Annotated in this window: 17 protein-coding genes; 10 read left to right on the forward strand and 7 right to left on the reverse strand. The window is 71.3% G+C overall.

The genetic code is table 11. The features are described 5' to 3' along the window. The 3 genes from GEV10_19680 (at nucleotide 1) to GEV10_19690 (ending at nucleotide 3,381) form a co-directional block, all read left to right on the forward strand. Nucleotides 1-1,707, forward strand: coding sequence for a branched-chain amino acid ABC transporter permease (locus GEV10_19680; protein MQA80668.1), 1,707 nt, complete (start codon nucleotides 1-3; stop codon nucleotides 1,705-1,707). A 106-nt stretch (nucleotides 1,708-1,813) separates the two neighbouring features. Further along, on the forward strand, nucleotides 1,814-2,671 hold the full coding sequence (locus GEV10_19685; GenBank protein MQA80669.1) for an ATP-binding cassette domain-containing protein: 858 nt from the start codon (nucleotides 1,814-1,816) through the stop codon (nucleotides 2,669-2,671). Continuing rightward, entirely contained in the window at nucleotides 2,668-3,381 is a 714-nt protein-coding gene (locus tag GEV10_19690; protein ID MQA80670.1) for an ATP-binding cassette domain-containing protein, read from the forward strand. The genes GEV10_19685 and GEV10_19690 overlap by 4 nt, the downstream gene beginning before the upstream one ends. A gap of 124 nt (nucleotides 3,382-3,505) precedes the next feature. On the opposite strand, the gene murQ is transcribed toward GEV10_19690, so the two are convergent. The 3 genes from murQ to GEV10_19705 form a co-directional block, all read right to left on the reverse strand. Then, a complete protein-coding gene (gene murQ / locus GEV10_19695) occupies nucleotides 3,506-4,405 on the reverse strand; it encodes an N-acetylmuramic acid 6-phosphate etherase (protein ID MQA80671.1) in 900 nt (299 codons plus the stop codon). Then, nucleotides 4,402-5,331, reverse strand: coding sequence for an SIS domain-containing protein (locus GEV10_19700; protein MQA80672.1), 930 nt, complete (start codon nucleotides 5,329-5,331; stop codon nucleotides 4,402-4,404). The genes murQ and GEV10_19700 overlap by 4 nt, the downstream gene beginning before the upstream one ends. Nucleotides 5,332-5,457: 126 nt before the next feature. Continuing rightward, complete coding sequence (locus GEV10_19705) at nucleotides 5,458-7,143, reverse strand: glycoside hydrolase family 3 protein (GenBank protein ID MQA80673.1); 1,686 nt, start codon at nucleotides 7,141-7,143, stop codon at nucleotides 5,458-5,460. A 272-nt stretch (nucleotides 7,144-7,415) separates the two neighbouring features. Here GEV10_19705 and GEV10_19710 point away from each other — a divergent pair, with 272 nt between their 5' ends. Continuing rightward, a complete protein-coding gene (locus GEV10_19710) occupies nucleotides 7,416-8,123 on the forward strand; it encodes a pyridoxamine 5'-phosphate oxidase family protein (GenBank protein MQA80674.1) in 708 nt (235 codons plus the stop codon). Nucleotides 8,124-8,271: 148 nt separating this feature from the next. Here GEV10_19710 and GEV10_19715 read toward each other — a convergent pair whose 3' ends face one another. Both GEV10_19715 and GEV10_19720 read right to left on the reverse strand, forming a co-directional pair. Then, complete coding sequence (locus GEV10_19715; protein ID MQA80675.1) at nucleotides 8,272-10,671, reverse strand: VWA domain-containing protein; 2,400 nt, start codon at nucleotides 10,669-10,671, stop codon at nucleotides 8,272-8,274. Next, nucleotides 10,577-11,209: a MerR family transcriptional regulator gene (locus GEV10_19720; protein MQA80676.1), complete on the reverse strand. Its 633-nt coding sequence runs from the start codon at nucleotides 11,207-11,209 to the stop codon at nucleotides 10,577-10,579. Before GEV10_19720 ends, GEV10_19715 begins: the two co-directional genes overlap by 95 nt. Nucleotides 11,210-11,328: 119 nt before the next feature. Here GEV10_19720 and GEV10_19725 point away from each other — a divergent pair, with 119 nt between their 5' ends. Both GEV10_19725 and GEV10_19730 read left to right on the forward strand, forming a co-directional pair. Continuing rightward, nucleotides 11,329-11,964 (forward strand): PadR family transcriptional regulator, encoded by a 636-nt coding sequence (locus GEV10_19725; protein MQA80677.1) that lies wholly within the window; start codon nucleotides 11,329-11,331, stop codon nucleotides 11,962-11,964. Then, nucleotides 11,961-13,631: a DHA2 family efflux MFS transporter permease subunit gene (locus GEV10_19730; protein ID MQA80678.1), complete on the forward strand. Its 1,671-nt coding sequence runs from the start codon at nucleotides 11,961-11,963 to the stop codon at nucleotides 13,629-13,631. Before GEV10_19725 ends, GEV10_19730 begins: the two co-directional genes overlap by 4 nt. A gap of 52 nt (nucleotides 13,632-13,683) precedes the next feature. Here the strand turns inward: GEV10_19730 and GEV10_19735 are convergent, their stop codons facing one another. Both GEV10_19735 and GEV10_19740 read right to left on the reverse strand, forming a co-directional pair. Beyond that, nucleotides 13,684-13,893 carry a hypothetical protein gene (locus GEV10_19735; protein MQA80679.1) on the reverse strand — a complete coding sequence of 70 codons (210 nt, stop codon included), beginning with the start codon at nucleotides 13,891-13,893 and terminating at the stop codon, nucleotides 13,684-13,686. Nucleotides 13,894-14,315: 422 nt separating this feature from the next. Then, on the reverse strand, nucleotides 14,316-14,585 hold the full coding sequence (locus GEV10_19740) for a hypothetical protein (GenBank protein MQA80680.1): 270 nt from the start codon (nucleotides 14,583-14,585) through the stop codon (nucleotides 14,316-14,318). A gap of 213 nt (nucleotides 14,586-14,798) precedes the next feature. Here GEV10_19740 and GEV10_19745 point away from each other — a divergent pair, with 213 nt between their 5' ends. From GEV10_19745 to GEV10_19760, 4 genes are read left to right on the forward strand one after another with little or no spacing between them, the layout of a single operon-like run. Continuing rightward, nucleotides 14,799-16,148 (forward strand): biotin/lipoyl-binding protein, encoded by a 1,350-nt coding sequence (locus GEV10_19745; protein ID MQA80681.1) that lies wholly within the window; start codon nucleotides 14,799-14,801, stop codon nucleotides 16,146-16,148. After that, nucleotides 16,145-16,858: an ATP-binding cassette domain-containing protein gene (locus tag GEV10_19750; GenBank protein MQA80682.1), complete on the forward strand. Its 714-nt coding sequence runs from the start codon at nucleotides 16,145-16,147 to the stop codon at nucleotides 16,856-16,858. Before GEV10_19745 ends, GEV10_19750 begins: the two co-directional genes overlap by 4 nt. After that, entirely contained in the window at nucleotides 16,855-18,051 is a 1,197-nt protein-coding gene (locus GEV10_19755) for an FtsX-like permease family protein (protein ID MQA80683.1), read from the forward strand. The genes GEV10_19750 and GEV10_19755 overlap by 4 nt, the downstream gene beginning before the upstream one ends. A 34-nt stretch (nucleotides 18,052-18,085) precedes the next feature. After that, nucleotides 18,086-18,589, forward strand: a complete 504-nt coding sequence (locus GEV10_19760) for a hypothetical protein (GenBank protein MQA80684.1) — start codon at nucleotides 18,086-18,088, stop codon at nucleotides 18,587-18,589. The last annotated feature ends 553 nt before the right edge of the window (nucleotides 18,590-19,142 follow it).

Here is a 19,142-nt window from a genome sequence, read left to right on the forward strand (position 1 = left end):
ATGAACGCCGTGCGAAACCTCGACGCGTTGCTGCGCAAGAGCTTCGGCCGACTCGCCTGGCCGTTGTCGCTCGCGGGCGCCGTGCTCATGCTGGTCGGCACCCTGCTGCCGTGGACCTACGACGACGACATCCTCGACGACCTCACGCTGTACTTCTACCCGGCAGGGCCGCAGGTCTACACGCTCGTCCTGTCCCTCGTCGCGTTCCTCATGCTGCTGTCCGTCCGCGGCCCGCTGTCCGCACGTCTGCGCACGGTCCTGCCCAACGCCGAGAGCGGCGCCCGCACGACCGGCTTCTTCTCCTTCCTCGTGGTGTGGCTCGTCCTGCTGGGCATCGCCGTCAGCCTCGGCGGCTTCATCAACCTCGACCCCGGTGGCTGGGTCTCCGGCGCCGGCGCACTGCTCCTGCTCGTCGCGACACGCGCCCTGCCCGAGAGCGCGCTCCGCGTCCCCGAGTGGCGGCTGCCCGACTGGGCGCAGATCCTGGTGATCGCCGCGACCCTCGGGCTCGTGCTCTGGGGCAGCGCGTACGCGCTGGGCCGCGAGGACGCCTGGGTCTTCGTCGACTTCCTGGTGTTCGCCACCGGACTCGTCCTCGCCTCGCGGACGGTCGGGCTCCTCGGCTACGTGGGCGAGGTGGCGGCGAGGTTCCGCCGCGTCACGCTGCTGGCCGCGTTCCTCGTCGCGTTCCTCTTCCCGTTCACCCAGGACGGCAGCGACGCCAACATGTCGATCGCCGCACAGGTCCTGGTCTTCGCGACGACGGCCATCGGCCTCAACATCGTGGTCGGTCTCGCCGGCCTGCTCGACCTCGGCTACATCGCCTTCCTCGGCTCCGGCGCGTACGTCGGCGCGATGCTGTCGAACTCCGCGTTCGCCACCATCGGCTGGAAGCCGCCGTTCCTCGTCGTCGTGGTCCTCGGCGCGGTGATCGCGGCATGCTTCGGCCTCATCATCGGCAGTCCGACGCTGCGGGTCAGCGGTGACTACCTCGCCATCGTCACGCTGGCGTTCGGCGAGATCTTCAAGATCACCATGAACAACCTGGACGGCACCAACGGACCGGACCTCACCAACGGGCCGAACGGCATCCCCGGCATCCCCGACCTGCGGATCGGGTCGTTCGACTTCGGCGACCCGCACATCGTCTTCGGCATCGAGATCGGCCGCTTCGCGAACTACTACATCCTCCTGTTGGCGGTCATCGCGCTCGTGATCCTCGCGTTCGTCCGGCTCAACGACTCACGCATCGGGCGCGGCTGGGTGGCGATCCGCGAGGACGAGCGGGCGGCCGACGCGATGGGGATCAACACGTTCGGTCTGAAGCTCCTCGCCTTCGCCGGCGGCGCGTTCCTCGCCGGTCTCGCCGGCACGATCAAGGCGCACCACGACGTGTCGGTCACCCCCGACCAGTACCAGTTCCTCGAGTCCGCGTTCCTGCTCTCCGCCGTCGTGCTCGGCGGCATGGGCACGGTCGCGGGCGTCCTGCTCGGCGCGACGATCCTCAAGCTCCTGCCGGAGAAGCTCCGGTTCTTCTCCGACTACCGGCTGCTGCTCTTCGGCCTGCTGCTCGTCGTGATGATGCGCTTCCGGCCGGAGGGCATCATCGCGAGCAAGCGCCGGCAGCTCGAACTGCACGAGGAGGACGAGAAGCTCGCGTCCGAGCTCGAGGGCCAGGTCGCCGACACGGAGGTGCCGACGAAATGACAGTGTTCCCCACCGCCCTCCTCCGCTCCGCTCCTCGCTCACGTGCGCCGGGCTCGACCCTCGCTCTCGTCGTCCTCGCCGCGATGCTCACTCCGGAGGCCGGCTCATGACCACCACACCGGTCGAGACGACCGACAGCACCACCGGCGGACCGCAGGACGCCCCGCCCGTCCTGCGGGCACACGGCATCACGATGCGCTTCGGCGGCCTCGTCGCCGTCAACAACGTCGACTTCCAGGTGCACGACCAGGAGATCGTCGGACTGATCGGGCCCAACGGCGCGGGCAAGACGACGTTCTTCAACTGCCTCACCGGGATGTACCGACCGACCCGCGGCAGGGTGACGTACCGCGGCAGGCGGCTGCCGCCGCAGCCCCGTCTCGTCGCCCGCGCCGGGGTGGCACGCACGTTCCAGAACATCAGGCTGTTCGGCAACATGACCGCGCTCGAGAACGTCATGGTCGGCCGCTACTGCCGCACCAGGTCGGGAGTGCTCACCTCCATCGTCCGGGGGCCGCGCTACCGGCGGGAGGAGCGCGAGACGCTCGACCGGTCGCGTGAGCTGCTCTCCTTCGTGGGGCTCTCCGCCGTCGGCAACAGCCTCGCGCGCAACCTCTCGTACGGCGACCAGCGCCGGCTCGAGATCGCCCGGGCACTCGCGACCGATCCCGGCCTGCTGCTGCTCGACGAGCCGACCGCCGGCATGAACCCGCAGGAGACCGGGCAGGCCACCGACCTCATCTTCGCGATCCGCGAACGCGGGCTCGGCGTCGTCGTCATCGAGCACGACATGCGGTTCATCTTCCGGCTGTGCGACCGGATCACCTGTCTCGTGCGGGGCGAGGTACTCGTCGAGGGCACGGCCGAGCAGGTGCAGTCGGACGAGCGCGTCATCGAGGCTTACCTCGGCACCGGCCCGACCCAGGACGACAAGGCCGACGGCTCCGGGGAGGCCGCCACGTGAGCCCCATCCTGGAGGTCACCGACCTCGAAGTCGCGTACGGCAAGATCAAGGCGGTCAAGGGCATCAGCTTCTCCGTCGAGGAGGGCCAGCTCGTCAGCCTCATCGGCACCAACGGTGCCGGCAAGACCACGACCCTGCGCACGATCTCCGGCCTGTTGCGCCCCGAGTCGGGCACGGTGTCGTTCCAGGGCACGCGGATCGACCAGGTCCCCGCCCACCTCGTCGTGGAGCGCGGCCTCGCCCACGTGCCCGAGGGCCGCCATATCTTCCCGCGCATGACCGTCGAGGAGAACCTCCTGCTCGGCGCGTACACCCGCAAGGGGCAGAACGTCAGCGGCGACCTCACCAAGGTCTACGAGCTGTTCCCCGTGCTGAAGGAACGCCGCCGCCAGCAGGCGGGCACGTTCTCCGGCGGCGAGCAGCAGATGCTCGCGATAGGCCGCGCGCTGATGTGCGACCCGACGCTGCTGATGCTCGACGAGCCGTCGATGGGGCTGTCGCCCATCATGATGGCGCGGATCATGGACACGCTCACCGAGCTGCGCGAGCGCGGCACGACGATCCTGCTGGTCGAGCAGAACGCCCAGGCCGCGCTCGAGCTCGCCGACTACAGTCACGTGCTCGAGATCGGCACGATCGTGCTGTCCGACACCGGCCGCAACCTGCTGGGCAACGCCGAGGTACGTAAGGCCTACCTCGGCGAGGACTGAGCCTCGCTCAGAGCCGGTCGAACGCTGGGGACCCCAACCGGGGCCCGGCCCACAGCTGGGGACCCCAACCGGGGCCATGACCACGACCGGGGACCCCAACGGGGGCCGGTGGCAGAGAGTCGGGCTACGCCTGGAGCTTGGCGAGGGCCTCGCGCACGGTGCCGTCGGTCTGGGCGAGTGCGTCGGCGGCCTGCGTGGTGGGCACGCCGGACAGCAGCGCGACGAGTGCCACCCTGAGGTCACCGCCGGCGTCGGCGAGCGCGCCGGCGCACGTCTCCTGTTCCGCGCCCGTCGCCTCGACGAGGATGCGCACCGACCGGCCCCTGAGCTTCTCGTTCGTCGCGAGCAGGTGCACCATCAGGTTCGAGTACGTGCGGCCGAGCAACACCATCGCGGCGGTCGACAGGGAGTTCAGCACGAGCTTCGTGGCCGTGCCCGCCTTCAGCCTGGTGCTGCCGGCGATCGCCTCCGCACCGGTGTCCGGGCCGACGTGCACGTCGGCGAGCGACGCGAGCGGGGACGCCGGGTTCGCGGTGACGAGGACGGTGGCCGCGCCGCGTTCCCGCGCCCGGCGCAGCGCTCCCGCGACGTACGGCGTGCGCCCGCTCGCCGCGATGCCGATCGCCACGTCGTCGGGGCCGAGGACCGAGGCCTCGGCGGCGCCCGCCTCCTCGTCGTCCTCGACGTTCTCGGCGGCCTGGGTCAGCGCGGCGGACCCGCCGGCGTGGTGGGCGACGACGAGACCCGCCGGGACGGAGAACGTCGGCGGCAGCTCGGCCGCGTCGAGCGCGGCCAGCCGGCCCGATGTGCCCGCGCCGAAGTAGTGCAGGTGTCCGCCGATGCGCAGCCGTTCGACGACGATGTCGACCGCCTTCGCCAGTTCGGGCAGCACGTCGGCGACGGCGTTGGCGACCAGTGCGTCCTCGGCGTTGAGCAACCGGAGGACGTCGATCGCAGGGAGGCGGTCGATGTCGGCGGTACGCGGATTGCGCTCCTCGGTGGGACCGTCGACGGGCGCCGTCATCGGCCCTTCCTGCGCGCCTGGCCGGCGCCGCCGCGTCGCGACTGGACCGCGAGGTACGTCGCCTCGAGCGCGTCGCGCGCGTCGTCGTAGGTGCGCTGCGCGACGCCGACGAACACACAGTCGATCACGCTGAGCTGGGCGATCCTGCTGGCGGTGGCGCCCGACCTGAACGTCATCTCCCGCGCCGCGGTGCTCAGCACGTGGTCGGCGGTGCTCGCGATCCGCGACCGGGGGAAGTTCGTCAGCGCCACGGTCGTGGCGCCATTGGCGGCCGCCTGCCCCAGGGCGTCGATCGTGTCGTCGGTCTCGCCGGAGTGGGAGATCGCGAACGCGACGTCGTCAGCCCCGAGCAATGCGGCGCTGGTGAGCATGACGTGGGTGTCGGACCACGCGAACGCATGCAGCCCGATGCGGTACAGCTTCTGCTGGAGGTCGAGCGCCACGAACGCGCTCGCGCCGACGCCGTAGACGTCGACCCGCGAGGCACGCGTCACCGCGTCGACGACCAGCTCCAGCGTCTCGACGTCGAGCTGCTTCGCGGTGTCCTCGATGGCGCGGGCATCGTGCCAGGTGACCTTCTGGACGACGTCCGCCAGCCCGTCGGACAGCGAGATGTCGCCGCCGACGCCGGAGGAGTCGGAGCCTGCCTCGCGGCCCGCGTCGGACGCCAGGGCGAGGCGCAGGCCCGGATAGCCGTCGAATCCGATCGCGCGGCAGAAGCGGATGACCGTCGTCTCCGAGGTGCCGCAGGTGCGCGCCAGCTCGGTGATCGTGAGGTTCGGAGCACCGGCCGGGTCGGCCAGGATGTGCTCGGCGACGCGTTGTTCGGCCGGGCGCAGCGACGGGAGCAGCGCGCGAATGCGTACCTGCACGCCACCGGCCTGCGGCGGTGATTGCGAACCGCTCACCCTGCCGCCTCCACACACGTTGGAAAGTTACCGTCGCCATCATCTCATGGCAGGCGTCCCGCCCGCGACGTCATCAGCGCGCTCGGACGGGAAGCAACGCCTCGGCTACGGCCCTGCCTCGCAGAACGTCGGCGGGAGGCTCCGTCACACCAGGCCCGTGAGCTCGACGGGCAGCTGTCCCCGCGGCTCGACGGCGCCCACGAGAACCCGTGCGAGAGCACGCATCGAGGTGCCGTTGTCGCAGTACGTGGCGACGCACGTCGTCGCGTCGTTGGCGTACGCGAGGTCGTACGGATCGCGCACCGCCACCACGACGACCCGCGCGCGGGTGCCGATCAGCGCCGCCATCAGGCGTCGCTGACCGCCGGTGGGATCGGTGCCCGCGACGTCCCACGCCTTCCTGGTCAGGAGCACGACGACGTCGTGGTGCTTCGCGCGCGCCACAGCCGACCTGATCTCGTCGTCGCCCGGGGAGTCGCCGGTGTCGACCGCGCAGGTCCACGACGCGTACGCCTCGAGCTCCTTCGCCAGCGTCGACGTGGCGCGCTCCCCCGAACCCACGACGAGCACCGCCTGCCACGCGGGGTCGAGAGGCACGAGCCCGGCGTCGTCGCGGACGACCGTCACCGTACGGTCAGCGATCCTGTCGGCGCTGTCGGAGTGGCGGCGCATGCCGACGGTGCGGCCCGCGGCATCGGGCCGTACGTAGGGACCCGCGAACAGGCCACGGCGGTACTTCAGCCGCAGCACCCGCTCGACGGAGCGGTCGATGCGCTCCTCGGTGAGCTCGCCCGCGCGGACGGCCGCGAGCACGGAGTGGAACGCGAGGTCGAGGTTCGGCGGCATCAGGAGCTGGTCGGCGCCCGCCAGCAGCGCGAGCACCGGCACGCGGTCGTCGCCGTACGTCGACCGGACCCCCTGCATGCGCAGGGAGTCGGTCACCACGAGGCCGTCGAAACCGAGCTCCTCACGGAGCACACCCGTCAGCACCGGCGCGGACAGCGTGGCGGGATCACCGGACGGGTCGAGCGCCGGCACGACGATGTGGCCGGTCATCACGGCGTCGACGTCGTCGGCGACCACCGCGCGGAACGGGGCGGCGTCGACGCGATCCCACTCCTCCCGCTCGTGCTTCACGACCGGGACGCCGACGTGACTGTCGACGGACGTGTCGCCGTGGCCGGGAAAGTGCTTGGCCGTCGCGATGATGCCCGCCTCGCGGTACCCGCGCACCTGCGCCCCGGCGAGCCGCGCGACGAGCTCGGGGTCGGAGCCGAACGACCGGACGCCTATCACCGGGTTGCGCGGGTTGACGTTGACGTCGACCGCGGGCGCGTAGTCCTGGTTGATCCCGACCGCGCGCAGCTCGCGTCCGGTGACCAGTGCCGCCCGCTGCGCGTCGCGCTCACTGCCCGCGGCGCCGAGCGCCATGTTGCCCGGCAGCTCGGTGAACGGCGGCCCGAGACGGACGACGGCGCCCTGTTCCTGGTCCGTGGCGACGAAGAGCGGCACGGCCGGCCCGTCCTCCATCGCCGCACGCTGGAGCCCGTTCGACAGCCACGCGACCTGTTCCGGCGTGTGGGTGTTGCCCGCCCAGGTGAAGTACGCGACGCCGCCGAGCTGGTACTTCCTGACGACGTCGGCCGGGCTCGCGAGGCCGAACTCGTCGCGATTGCGCGCCTCGTCCCCCGGTGCGGGACGCTCGGCATCGGACCCGTACACGCACGTGACGAACAGCTGGCCGACCTTCTGCTCGAGGCTGAGCCGCGACAGTGTGGCGCGCACCTGCCCGTCGAGGTCGTTCGCCGCGCCGCCGTTGTCGTGTGTCATGGGCGACCGCTTCCTCGCTCCGTTCCGGCACGTGTCGCGGCCGTACAGGTCCGCGTACGAGCACGCACCGTATCCGAAGCCAAGCCCCCCGAGTCCAGTCTCGGACGCTCCGCGACCGCCGAGCGCGTCGGTGTCGACACCGCGTGTGGTCGCGGACCCCGTGGACGACGCACCCCCATCGGCAGCACTCCCCCATGCGCGGCTCGCATGTCCCAGTCTATGAACGCGGTGGCAGCCGGCACCAGGTCTCGTCGATGATGGTGAGCATGTCCATGCCCTCACCACGGTCGAATGACCGCCGGAGGCAGTCAGCACTGTCCGGTACGCCACGAACCCGGTTGAACCGCAACAAGGATCGCACCGTCACCGATCGCGCCATGCTGACGGAGATCCTCGAGCAGGGCATGTTCTGCCATCTCGGCGTCGTCGTCGACGGCGCGCCGCTCGTGATGCCGACGGCGTACGGCGTCGACCTCTCCCCGACCGCGCCGGACGCCCCCGACGGCACGCTGTACGTGCACGGCTCGGTGGCCGCCAAGAGCCTGGTGGCCTCGCCCGAGCAGACGGTGTGCGTCACCGTCACCCACGTCGACGGCCTGGTGCTCGCGCGTTCCGGCTTCCACCACTCGGTCAACTACCGCAGCGCGATGGTGCTCGCGCGCCCGCGCCTGGTGACCGGCGACGCGAAGCACCACGCGCTCGACCTCATCGTCGAGCACCTCGTCCCCGGCCGGACGACGGCCCTGCGACCGCCCACCCGCAAGGACCTCGCGGCCACGACGGTGCTCGCGCTGCCGTTGACGGAGGTCTCGGTCAAGATGCGTTCGGGCGCCGTCAGCGAGGAGGAGTCCGACATCGGCCTGCCGATCTGGGCCGGCGTCATGCCGTTGCGCATGGTCGCCGACCCGCCGCAGACCTCCGACGACTGCGCCGAGCCGGTCCCCGACCACGTGCTGCAGCGCGCCGCCGACCTCGCCTGAGGCATCCGCCCACGCCCGTCCCCCTGACGTCACATGGCACTACCGCTATCCCCCGACTTGACATGGCACTACCTGGTCGAATGACGGTAATGCCCTAGTTCGTCGCCGGTAGTGCCATGTCAAGTGGGGGGGCCGGGTCCGCCTGGTGTCAGGTCCGCCAGAAGCGGGCCCGCCGGTCGCCACCCCGCGTGCCCTGCGTGCCGTCCGCCAGCAGGGCGCGGACCGCCTGCACCGCGGACGGCAGGTCGGCGCCCGCTTCGCCGCGCAGGGCGCGGGCGAGGTCGCGCAGGGCGTCGCACCACGCGTCCGGCGCCCCGACGCTGACGAGGTCGTCGACGAGCACGTCGACGTCGGCGGCAAGCGCGTCGTGGTCATCCCGGTCGAGCCGCTCCAGCAGCTCCTCGACCCGCGGCCGGTACGTGTCCGTGACCGGCGGGACCGCAACCGACTCCCGCCCACGACCGCCGCGCCGTCCCTGCGCACGCGCCGGACCTGGCGCAGCGTGGCCGAACGCCTGGCCGGCGGCGGGTGCGGCGAGGTCGGTCGCGGCCCGCATGGCCATCATCGGCATCGCGCCACCCGCGGGCTGGGGCGCCCACCCGCTGGGCAGTTCGACCGGCTGGGTGACCGGCTGCGGTGACGTCGAGCCGGTTCGGCGGTCACGGTCGACCGCGACGAACGCCGTGAACCGGCTCAGCACGCCGTGGGCCAGCGACACGGCGACGATCCGGTCGGCGAGCTCCTCGTCGCCGGGTCGCGCCGACGCGTACGAGTCCTCGAGGTCGCGGACCCGCGCACGCGCCCAGACCGTGCGCACCGCCATGCTGTCGACCGTCGTCGCGGTCACCCGCTCCGTCAGGCCGTCGGCCGTGACAGTGAAGCGCACGTCGCCCGCGGGTCTCCCCGCGAACCGTCCGGCCACCGTGACGGGCACGCCAGGGAACAGGTCGGGCGCGCGACCAGGCGCCGTCTCGTCCGCGAGCAGCTCGACGCGGTCCGCGGTCACCGTGAGTCCGGTGGCCACGGGCGGCGCGATCCTGCGGTGCAGGTCCGCGACGACGCCGTCGAGCCGGTCCTCGGACTCCACCAGGTCGCACCGACCGGCGCCGACCGACGCGATCCGGCGCAGGAACCCGGCGTTGACGGCGCGGTCGATGCCGAGCGCGAAGACCCTGACCCGCCCGGCCGCGGGCTGCAGCGCCCGCAGCACCTCGTCCTCGTTGCCCACCTGGCCGTCGGTCACGAGGACGACGTACCGGTCACGGGACTCGCCGGAGTCGTCCGCCAGCAACCCGACCGCCTCCCGCAGCGACGCGAGCAGGTCGGTGCCACCGCGCGCCTGGAGCTCGGCGAGCCACGAGACGGCGGACCACCGCGACCTGTCGGTTGCCGCGGCGAGTCCCTCCGCCTCCGGCGGTCGTTCGACGGTGTTGTCGAACGCCAGCACCGCGAACCTGTCCCGGGTGCCGAGCGTGTCGACCACCCGGGCGGCCGCCCGGCGCGCCGCGACCATCTTCCAGCCGCTCATGCTGCCGGAGCGGTCGAGCACCACGACGACGTCGCGCGGACGGCTCGTCGCGGGCGGCGCGGGTGGCACCACGGTGACCTGCCACGTCCCACCCGCCGCGTCACCGTCGCCGTCGACGGTGACGAGCGCGGTCGTCCGCAGCACGTCGGCGGCGACGGGCCAGCGCAGCAGCACGTCGCGGTCGAGCCGCTCCCCCGGCCGCAGCTCCACCTCGACGGCGCCGTCGGCCTCCCGCGTCTCGACGTTGTGCAGGGTCGAGGCGAGATCGGCGGTCGCCAGGCCGGGGACGCGAAGTGTCGCCCGCAACGAGAGCGCGACGGGGCTCTCCTGTCCCGGTAGCAGGACGGGCGGGGTGATGCGGCTGGCGTCGGGCACGCGGTCGGTGTCGCGCGCGACGCCGGTGCCCACGTCGGCGCCGCCGAGTGGCACACCGGGGACGTATCTCGGGGCGACGACGAGCGGGAAGCGGTACTCGGCGACGCCGTCGTCAACCGGCAGTGGTCCGGTCATCGTGAGGGTGACCACCGCCTCCTCGCCTGGCAGCAGGTTGCCCACCCGCATCGTGAACACGCCGGGACGCTCCTCCTCGGCGATCGCGGCGCGATGCCCCGCCGCCACGGCCTCGTCGTACTCCTGGCGGGCCCGGCCGCGCTCGTCGAGCCGCCCCTCGACCACGCGCCCAGCCAGGTCGGCGACGAAGGACGTGACGCCCGCGCGGTCGGGCAGCGGGAAGACGTACGTCGCCTCGAGCGCCGTGTCGCGGGTGTTGCGGAACGTCTGGCGCACGGTCGTCGTCGCCACGAGCTCGCAGACGTCGCCCTCGATCTCGACCGCCGTCAGCGGCAGTGCCCCGTGTTCGTCGCCGAGACGACCACACACACCGAGGTCGGTGGGTTCGATTCCCGTCACCGTCATATCCGTCTCCTCACACGTCGATGGCGAGCACGCCGGCGGCGCGCAGGTGGTCCAGAAGCGGCTCCGCGGCCGCACGCAGCGTCGCCGGGTCGACGGCGGCGTCATCGGTGGTGCCCAGGTCGACCGAGAGCTCGATCCCCGCGGCCAGCGGTACGACCAGCTGGCGCCGCACGTCCGGCCGCGCGCCCGCGGCGGGAAGTGCCGGGTCCGCCGGTGTCGGGTTCGGCGCCGCACGCCAGAACGCGGCGGACCGCGCCGCCACCGGCCGCTCGCCAGCACCGTCACCGCCCGCGTCCGCGCGGGGCGTGGGGTCCGCGAACACCGCCTCCGCGCCGGGGCCGATCGCGGCGTACAGCTCCTCGTCGGCGGCCCCGGTCAGGCGGCGCTGGATCTCGGCGAGGCTGACGCCCGCGGCCTGCAGCCGCTTGACCGCGACCACCTGGAGGAGGTGCCGCCGCCCGTACCGCGCCTGCCGACCGGCCGCCGGGAGCGGCCGGTCGACGAGGCCGAGCTGGGTGTAGTAGCGGATCGTCCTCGGGTCGGGCCGCGCGCGGACGCGGGCGTTGGGGACGCCGAGCCGGAGCGCGTCGAGCGCCCGGCCGACTCCGTCGGCCAGCTCCTCCAGCGAGTACGTCTCCGTCATAGATAACAGTGTCATCATGACACTGTTATTTCGTCAAGTCACGGCATTCCTTTGCCATATATCCGAGTTCGGATATATGGTCGTCAGCTGTCAGCCGCCAGTGGATGGAGTGAGGCCCGATGGCCGTACGCCGCAGCGCGGCGAGCCCGCTCGCGCTCGCCGTCCTCGCCCTGCTCTCCGAGCGGTCGATGCATCCGTACGAGATCGCGAGCGAGATGCGGGTGCGCGGGATCGAGCACAGCATCCGGCTCAACTACGGCTCGCTGTACTCGGTCGTCGACGCGCTGCGCGACGCCGGATACATCACCGCGCAGGAGACCGTCCGCGAGGGCAAGCGTCCCGAGCGCACCATCTATGCGGTCACCGAGGAGGGCTACGCCGAGCTGCGCGAACGGCTGCGGTCGCTGCTGGGCCGGCACGACCGGGAGTACCCGCGCTTCATGGCCGGCCTCGCGTTCCTCGAGCACGTCCCCCGCGACGAGGCCGTCGAACTCCTCCAGCAACGCACCAGAGAGCTCGACCAGGAGATCGGCCACTTGCGGGCGATCGTCACCGGGCTGCGCGAGCACGGTCTCGAACGGATCGCGATCGTAGAGGCGGAGTACCTCCTCACCCTCTGGGACGCCGAGGCCGCGTGGGTACGAGAACTCACCGATGACCTCGCGACCGGCCGGCTGGCCCCGATGGACAAGCCCACCGCCTGGCCCAGGCGCGAGGCGCCCACGAACCCCGAGGCGAAGGAGACCGCACGATGACGCCCTCTCCCGACGGCCCGCCCACCAGGGGCGGCATCCGCGGCAACCCCTGGGCGGTGCTCATCGCGCTGTGCCTGGGGTTCTTCATGATCCTGCTCGACACGACGATCGTGAACGTCGCGATCCCCGACATCATCGACAAGGTCGGCACCTCGCTCGACGAGGCGCTCTGGGTCGTCAACGCCTACGTGCTCGTCTACGCCGTCCTGCTCATCAGCGCCGGGCGGCTCGGCGACATCGTCGGGCCGCGCACAATGTTCATGGCCGGCCTGGTCGTGTTCGTCGTCGCGTCGGCCGCGTGCGTGCTGTCGCAGAGCCCCGGCCAGCTCATCGCCGCCCGCGCCGTGCAGGGTGTCGGTGGCGCGATGCTGACACCGCAGACCCTCACGATCCTCACCACGATCTTCCCGCGGGAGCGACGCGGCGCGGCGTTCGGCATCTGGGGTGCCGTCGCGGGCGTCGCGACGGTGACCGGCCCGACGCTCGGCGGCTACCTCGTGACCGAGTGGGACTGGCGCTGGATCTTCTTCGTCAACCTGCCCGTCGGCGTCATCGCCCTGGTGCTCGCGGTCGTGCTCGTGCCCGACCTGCGTCCGGGACGCAAGCACCGGCTCGACCTGCTCGGCGTCGCCCTCGCGTCCGCGGGCCTGACGGCGTTGACGTACGGGCTCCTCGAGGGCGAGCGCTACGACTGGGGCACGATCCGAGGGTTCGTCAGCATCCCCGCCGTCCTCGTGCTCGGCGTCGTGCTGCTGGCGGCGTTCGCCGTCTGGCAACGGGTGCAGCGCAGCGAGCCGTTGCTGCCGTTCGAGGTGTTCCGCGACCGCAACTTCACGCTCACCAGCATCGTCGCGGCCGCCCTCACGTTCGGCATGCTCGGCATCTTCCTGCCGCTCACCATCTACCTGCAGACCGTGCTCGACCTCACCGCGCTCGAGGCGGGACTCACCATCGCGCCGATGCCGTTGGTCGCGATGGTGCTCGCCCCGCTCGCCGGACGCCTCGCCGACCGGATCGGTGGCAAGTACCTTCTCGTCGCAGGCCTGCTGCTGTTCGCCGGCGGCATCGGAGCGGTCGTGGCGACGACGGGACCGGACTCCGGACGCTGGGACTTCCTCGCCGGGCTCCTCGTCGCCGGCCTCGGCATGGGATTCATCTTCGCGCCGCTGCAGACCGTGTCGATGCGCGACATCCCGCCACGACTCGCGGGATCGGCCTCCGGCGTACAGAACACGATCCGCCAGCTCGGCGGCGTCATCGGCGGCGCGGTCGTCGGCGCCGTGCTGCAGAACCGGCTCGCGTCCGCGCTGCACGACCAGGCACAGGCCCACGCGGCCCAGCTACCCGCACCGTTCCGTGACAGGTTCGTCGACGGGTTCGACCGGGCCGCCTCGGGCGGGCTCCAGCTCGGTACCGGCCAGAGCGGCGCGGACATCGACCTGCCGAAGGACCTCGACCCGCAGACGGCGGAGCAGGTCGGCAGGCTCGCTCACGACGTCTTCGTCCAGGCGTACGTCGACGCCATGCACCCGACCCTCGCAGTGCCGATCGCCGTGCTCGCCGCCGCGGGACTCGCCTGCCTCGGCATCTCGCGACACCGCCGCTCCCCCACATCACCACCGCCGCCCACCGACGACCGCGAGCCTGCGGGCCACACCGCCGACTGACCGACCGGCACAGCCGCGTCCTCGGGGAACTCCTGATCCCTGCAGGCGAGTACTACTCCACAACCTCGAACTGGTCGGGGTGCAGGGTGACGACTTCGATGTCGTCGTCGCCCATCTGCAGCTCGACGGCGTACCCTTCCCGCGGCGAGTCGTAGGTTTCGAGGACGTGGCCTTCCGTGCCGCTGGGGATGGTCCGCTCTGGACGGAAGTCGCTGGTGACGTCGACCGTGGTGCGGATCATCGCGTCTGCTGCTGCCTTCATCGGTGACCCTCCTGGTGGACCTTGAGCAAGTTTGTCAGAAGCCGCGGTGCGTCACTTCCGTGGTCGACCTGCCAGACGGCGAAGAGGGTGCCGTGTCGGCCGTTCGGGCCGACGATCTCGTACTCGGTCTCGAAACGCCGCCCGTGTTCGCTGGGCTTGCCCGGCGTTACTGGCGCGGTTGCGAGCTGCGCTTGGACTTGTCTCGTGACGTCGTCTGCCGCTTGGTCTCGCGCGTTGTGGACGTCGTAGCCAAGCTGCCCCCACGCCTTCCATTTGCCACGGCTGCGCGGGTTCTCTGGCGCCATCGAGTACGCGACGAACTTGCGCCGGTCGAGATTCGCGCGGTCGGCGTTCGGCGACGTCGGATGCCCGGTGGTCGCACCCTGGTATGTAGTTGCTAGGGATCCTGAGCCTCGCGGCAGCTAAGCGCCACCCGAGCCCTTTGCCTGCTCGCAGGCAGTCACGTAGTCGTCCAGGGCGCTCCGCGCCTGTGAGATGTGCTCCCGTGCGCTTGTCAGCGCGTCACTGCTTGCCTGTTGGAGTACTAGCGCGGGCGTCTCGGAGCCGAGCGCCAAGAACTGCCCGGCCACGTCGCTGGTGTCGGAGTCCAGCTCGGACACCACGCCCTCGGGTGCGTCGAGCGCATCTCTCGCAGCCTGTGCCTTCGCCTGTAGGTCATCGAGCGCCGACACATGGCCTCCCCCGAGCGGTGATCGTCGTCCGGACGCATGCTGCCGGATCGGTCACCGCGGGCGCAACAGAGCGCACGGACTGCGAAAACGCCCCCAGCCGTGAGCCGGGGCGCTCCTGGGTCACGGACTCCGTCCACCGGCGAGCGCGAGCCGGCGGGCACATCGCCGACTGACCGGGCAGCCTGGAGCGCCGGGTCGTGGTGATCACCCCAGCTGGGGTCCCCAACGGTGACCGGAGCCCCCACCGGGGACCCCAACGGTGGCGTCAGCCCCCGCCGGGGACCCCGGCGTCCTCGGGGAACTCCCAGGTCACGCGCAGGCCGGCACCAGCCGGCGCCGGAAGACTCCGGTGTCGTGAACAAGCGCACGCGTCGCCTCGTCATCGTCAACGCCTCCCTGGCGGTCCTGCTCGTCGTCGCCGCCGCCGGCGGGTACCTGCTGCTCTTCCGCGACGACGGCGACGCCGATGCGAGCGACCTGCGCACGGTGGCGGTCGCCCGCGGCACGGTCGAGGCGACGGTCTCGGCGAGCGGCACCGTCGGCCCCTCGCGGAGCGCGAACGTCGACTTCGGCACATCGGGCACCGTCGAGAAGGTGCGAGTGAAGGCCGGTGACGAGGTCGCCGAGGGAGACGTGCTCGCCCGCCTCGACGACACCGCCGCGCAGCAGGCACTGACCGCCGCGGAGTCGAAGCTGACCGCGGCCGAGGAGGCACGGGCCGAGCTCGACGACTCCGACCAGGACCCCAGCGACTCGCAGGTCGCCTCGGCCCAGGCGAACGTCGACATGGCGGAGGCCGAGGTGTCGCAGGCTCAGGCCGACCTCGACGCCACCAAGCTCACCGCACCGATGTCCGGCACGGTGCTCGCGGTCAACGGAACCGCCGGGTCCTCCGCGTCCGGCAGCGGGTCGAGCGGATCCGGCGACACCGGCGACTCGGGTGACACCGGCGACACCGGTGACACGGGCGACACCGGCAACGGCAGCGGCTCGTCCGGTGACCTCGACCTGGAGAGCGGGTTCGTGGTCCTCGGTGACCTCGACCACCTCGTGGTGGACGCGTCGTTCGCCGAGGCCGACACCGCGAAACTGAAGACGAAGCAGAACGCGACCCTGACGTTCCCCGCCCTCCCGGACACCGAGTCCTCCGGCAAGGTCGGCTCGATCGGCCTCACCGGCAGCAACGAGGACGGCGTGACCCGCTACGACGTCCGAGTGAGCCTGACCAAGCCGCCGAAGGGCCTGAAGGTCGGGCAGACCGCGACGATCTCCGTCGTGACGCAGCGCGCCACCGACGTCGTGTACGTGCCGACGATCGCCCTGCAGGGCAGCGGCGACCAGGCGAGCGTCAACGTGCTGCGCGACGGCAGGTCGGTGTCGACGCCGGTGACGACCGGCGTCAAGGGCGACACGTTCACCGAGATCAGCAGCGGCCTGTCCGAGGGCGACAAGGTCGTCCTCGCCGACTCCACCGGGGGCTCGTCGCAGCAGACCGGCGGCGGCGAGCCACAGGTCAGGCGGGTCGGGCCCGGCGACAAGCCGGGAGTGGTGCAGAAGCCATGACCAACGTCATCGAGACCCACGACCTCACCAAGGTCTACGGCGCCGGCGACACCGCCGTCCACGCCCTGCGCGGCGTGACCCTGCGGATCGGGAGCGGCGAGTACGTCGCCGTGATGGGCGCGTCCGGCTCGGGCAAGTCGACGCTGATGCACCTGCTCGGCTGCCTCGACGTCCCCAGCGCAGGGCGCTACCTGCTCGACGGCACCGACGTCGCCGAGCTCGACGCACACACGCTCGGCGTGGTGCGCAACCGCAGGATCGGCTTCGTCTTCCAGGCGTTCAACCTCGTGCCGCGGATGACGGCGCTCGACAACGTGGCACTCCCCCTCGTATATGCGCGCGTCAGGACGCGCCGCCGCCGCACCCGCGCGCAGGAGGCACTCGCCTCCGTCGGCCTCGACGACCGCGGTGGGCACCGGCCGAACGAGCTCTCCGGCGGGCAGCAGCAACGGGTGGCGATCGCGAGGGCGCTCGTCAACGATCCCGCGCTGATCCTCGCGGACGAACCCACCGGCAACCTCGACTCCGACTCCTCGGCCGAGGTGCTGGCGATGCTCGATCGGCTCAACGGCGCCGGACGCACCGTCGTCGTCATCACCCACGAGTCCGAGGTGGCGCAGCACGCGCGACGCGTCGTGTCGCTCCGCGACGGCCGTGTCGTCGACGACGCCCCGACCGTCCGCCTCGCGGCCGCAGGCGGTGCGCGATGAACCTCTTCGAGGTCATGCGGTCCGCGCTGCACGGCCTGCTCGCCAACAAGCTCCGCTCCGTCCTGACCATGCTCGGCGTGCTCATCGGCGTCGCGTCGGTCATCCTGCTCGTGGCCGTCGGCACCGGTTCGGCGCGACAGGTGCAGGAGAGCATCGACCAGCTCGGGACCAACACGCTCACCGTGATGAGCAGCGGCGGCGGCTCCGGCGTCAGCGACACGGGCTTCACGCCCGAGCTGGTGGAGGCGCTCGGCGACAAGGACTACACGCCGGACGTCCGGAGCGTCACGCCGCAGGTGATGTCCGACCAGACGCTGGTCAACGCCGACGTGAGCTACGACGCCCAGGTGATCGGCACGGTCCCGTCCTACTTCGAGGCGACGAACAGTCCGGTCGCGAACGGACAGGCGTTCACGTCCGCGCAGCAGGAGGACCGCAGCCACGTGGTCGTCCTGGGGGCGACCGTCGCGCAGGAGCTGTACGGCATCGCCGACCCCGTTGGCCGCCAGGTGACGATCGCCGGCATGCCGTTCCTCGTGGTCGGCGTGCTCGAGGACAAGGGCAGCGCCGGTTTCTCCGACACCAGCGACTCCGTCGTCGCCCCGCTGTCGGCCGTCCAGGACGCGATGACCGGTTACGGCCCGGTCGACCAGCTCGTGGTGCAGGCGACGAGCGCGGAGACCGTCGGGCTCGCAGAGGCCGAGATCACGGCAGTGCTCGACCAGCAGCTCGACGTGACCGATCCCAGCGACCCGCCGTACCGGATCCTCAACCAGCAGCAGATCCAGGAGACCGGCCAGCAGGCGACGACGACGTTCACCGTGCTGCTCGCGGCGATCGCGGCGATCAGCCTGCTCGTCGGCGGGATCGGGATCACCAACATCATGCTCGTCACGGTGACCGAACGAACCCGCGAGATCGGCATCCGCAAGGCACTGGGCGCACCCCGCGGCGCCGTTCTCGGTCAGTTCCTCGCCGAGGCGACGCTGCTCAGCCTGCTCGGCGGTGTGCTCGGGATCGTGCTCGGCGTCGCCGGCAGCCGTTTCACGATCATGGGCGTGCAGCCGGAGATCGTCCCGGCGTCCGTCATCGCCGCGCTCGGCGTGTCCCTCGCCATCGGGGTCTTCTTCGGCGGGTACCCGGCCAACCGGGCAGCGGCACTCCCACCCATCCGCGCCCTCCGTTACGAATGACGCCGTCCGTCCACGCCTGGGAGGAGAACCACCCATGACCGCACCACTCGACGAACCCGACCGCGCGGCGCCGCCGGACGAGGGGCCGGCGGCGCCGCCACCCCCGGCGCCCAGACGTTCCCGGTTGCCCACGCTGACCCTCGCCCTCGCCGGTGTGCTCGTCCTCGTGCTCGGCTTCGTCGGCGGCATCGGCGTGAGCCGGCTGACCGGCGGGGGCCCGCAGGCGGGCGGCCCCGGCGGCACGCCGCTCACCAAGCAGTCCGCGATGGTGGACGGGGCCGGCGTCACGCTCGGCACGATCGAGCGGATCGACGGCAACACGGTCTATGTGAAGACCCCCGACGGCAAGACGGTCAAGGTCAACGCGTCCGACAAGACCGAGGTGCGGGTCAGCAGCACCGCCTCGGTCGACGATCTCGAGCCGGGCGAGAACGTCGTCGTCCGAGGCGACGCGGACGACAAGGGCTCGGTCGAAGCGGACCGCATCGACCAGGGCGGGGACCTCCCCACGCGGTCCGGCCGCACCAGGGGACCCTGACGGAGCATGATCAACTTTTTTCGCGCGAGGTCTTCCCAAGCCGGATCGAAGGTCCTACATTGACTACACAGAGCAAGCAATCATCACAACCAGTGATGATCAGAAGATGCTCGACACCGGCCGAAAGGGGGGTTCATGGGTCTGCTTTCCGGACTACTGAGCGCCGTTACCGCATTGCTCGCGTCGCTTGGTGTGGAGGTTCCGCCGCTGCCCATGTAGAGACCACGTAGCTCTCGGGGGGGTTACGTGGCACCTCACCGGGGCTCGGTCGGGAGAAATGAGGGCTCCCCCGACCGAGCCCCACTTCTTTCTCACGCGTCCCCGTCCGGCACGTCCGGGCGGGGACGTTCACGTGTTGCGCTCCGAGGGGTCGACGGCGGAGCTTCACCTCACCGACGTGGACTGCACCCTCTCCCGGCACGAGGTGAAGTCCACGTTGATCACGTTAACCTCGGTCTTTCACACCTGGTGGGGCGACACGGGGTGTGGTGATGCGAAAGTGCCTTGTCTGCAAGGGAAACTGGGACTTGTCGACGGTCCTGTTGCTCTTGGA

The sequence above is a fragment of the Streptosporangiales bacterium genome, from assembly GCA_009379955.1.
GTDB lineage: Bacteria > Actinomycetota > Actinomycetes > Streptosporangiales > WHST01 > WHST01.

Coding starts and splice junctions, on each gene's coding strand:
- GEV10_19735 (MQA80679.1), bottom strand. CDS start 13,893: ATGAAGGCAGCAGCAGACGCGATGATCCGCACCACGGTCGACGTCACC.
- GEV10_19710 (MQA80674.1), top strand. CDS start 7,416: ATGCCCTCACCACGGTCGAATGACCGCCGGAGGCAGTCAGCACTGTCC.
- GEV10_19705 (MQA80673.1), bottom strand. CDS start 7,143: ATGACACACGACAACGGCGGCGCGGCGAACGACCTCGACGGGCAGGTG.
- GEV10_19680 (MQA80668.1), top strand. CDS start 1: ATGAACGCCGTGCGAAACCTCGACGCGTTGCTGCGCAAGAGCTTCGGC.
- GEV10_19760 (MQA80684.1), top strand. CDS start 18,086: ATGACCGCACCACTCGACGAACCCGACCGCGCGGCGCCGCCGGACGAG.
- GEV10_19750 (MQA80682.1), top strand. CDS start 16,145: ATGACCAACGTCATCGAGACCCACGACCTCACCAAGGTCTACGGCGCC.
- GEV10_19685 (MQA80669.1), top strand. CDS start 1,814: ATGACCACCACACCGGTCGAGACGACCGACAGCACCACCGGCGGACCG.
- GEV10_19730 (MQA80678.1), top strand. CDS start 11,961: ATGACGCCCTCTCCCGACGGCCCGCCCACCAGGGGCGGCATCCGCGGC.
- GEV10_19715 (MQA80675.1), bottom strand. CDS start 10,671: ATGACGCCGCCGTCGACCCGGCGACGCTGCGTGCGGCCGCGGAGCCGC.
- murQ (MQA80671.1), bottom strand. CDS start 4,405: ATGACGGCGCCCGTCGACGGTCCCACCGAGGAGCGCAATCCGCGTACC.
- GEV10_19755 (MQA80683.1), top strand. CDS start 16,855: ATGAACCTCTTCGAGGTCATGCGGTCCGCGCTGCACGGCCTGCTCGCC.
- GEV10_19725 (MQA80677.1), top strand. CDS start 11,329: ATGGCCGTACGCCGCAGCGCGGCGAGCCCGCTCGCGCTCGCCGTCCTC.
- GEV10_19720 (MQA80676.1), bottom strand. CDS start 11,209: ATGACGGAGACGTACTCGCTGGAGGAGCTGGCCGACGGAGTCGGCCGG.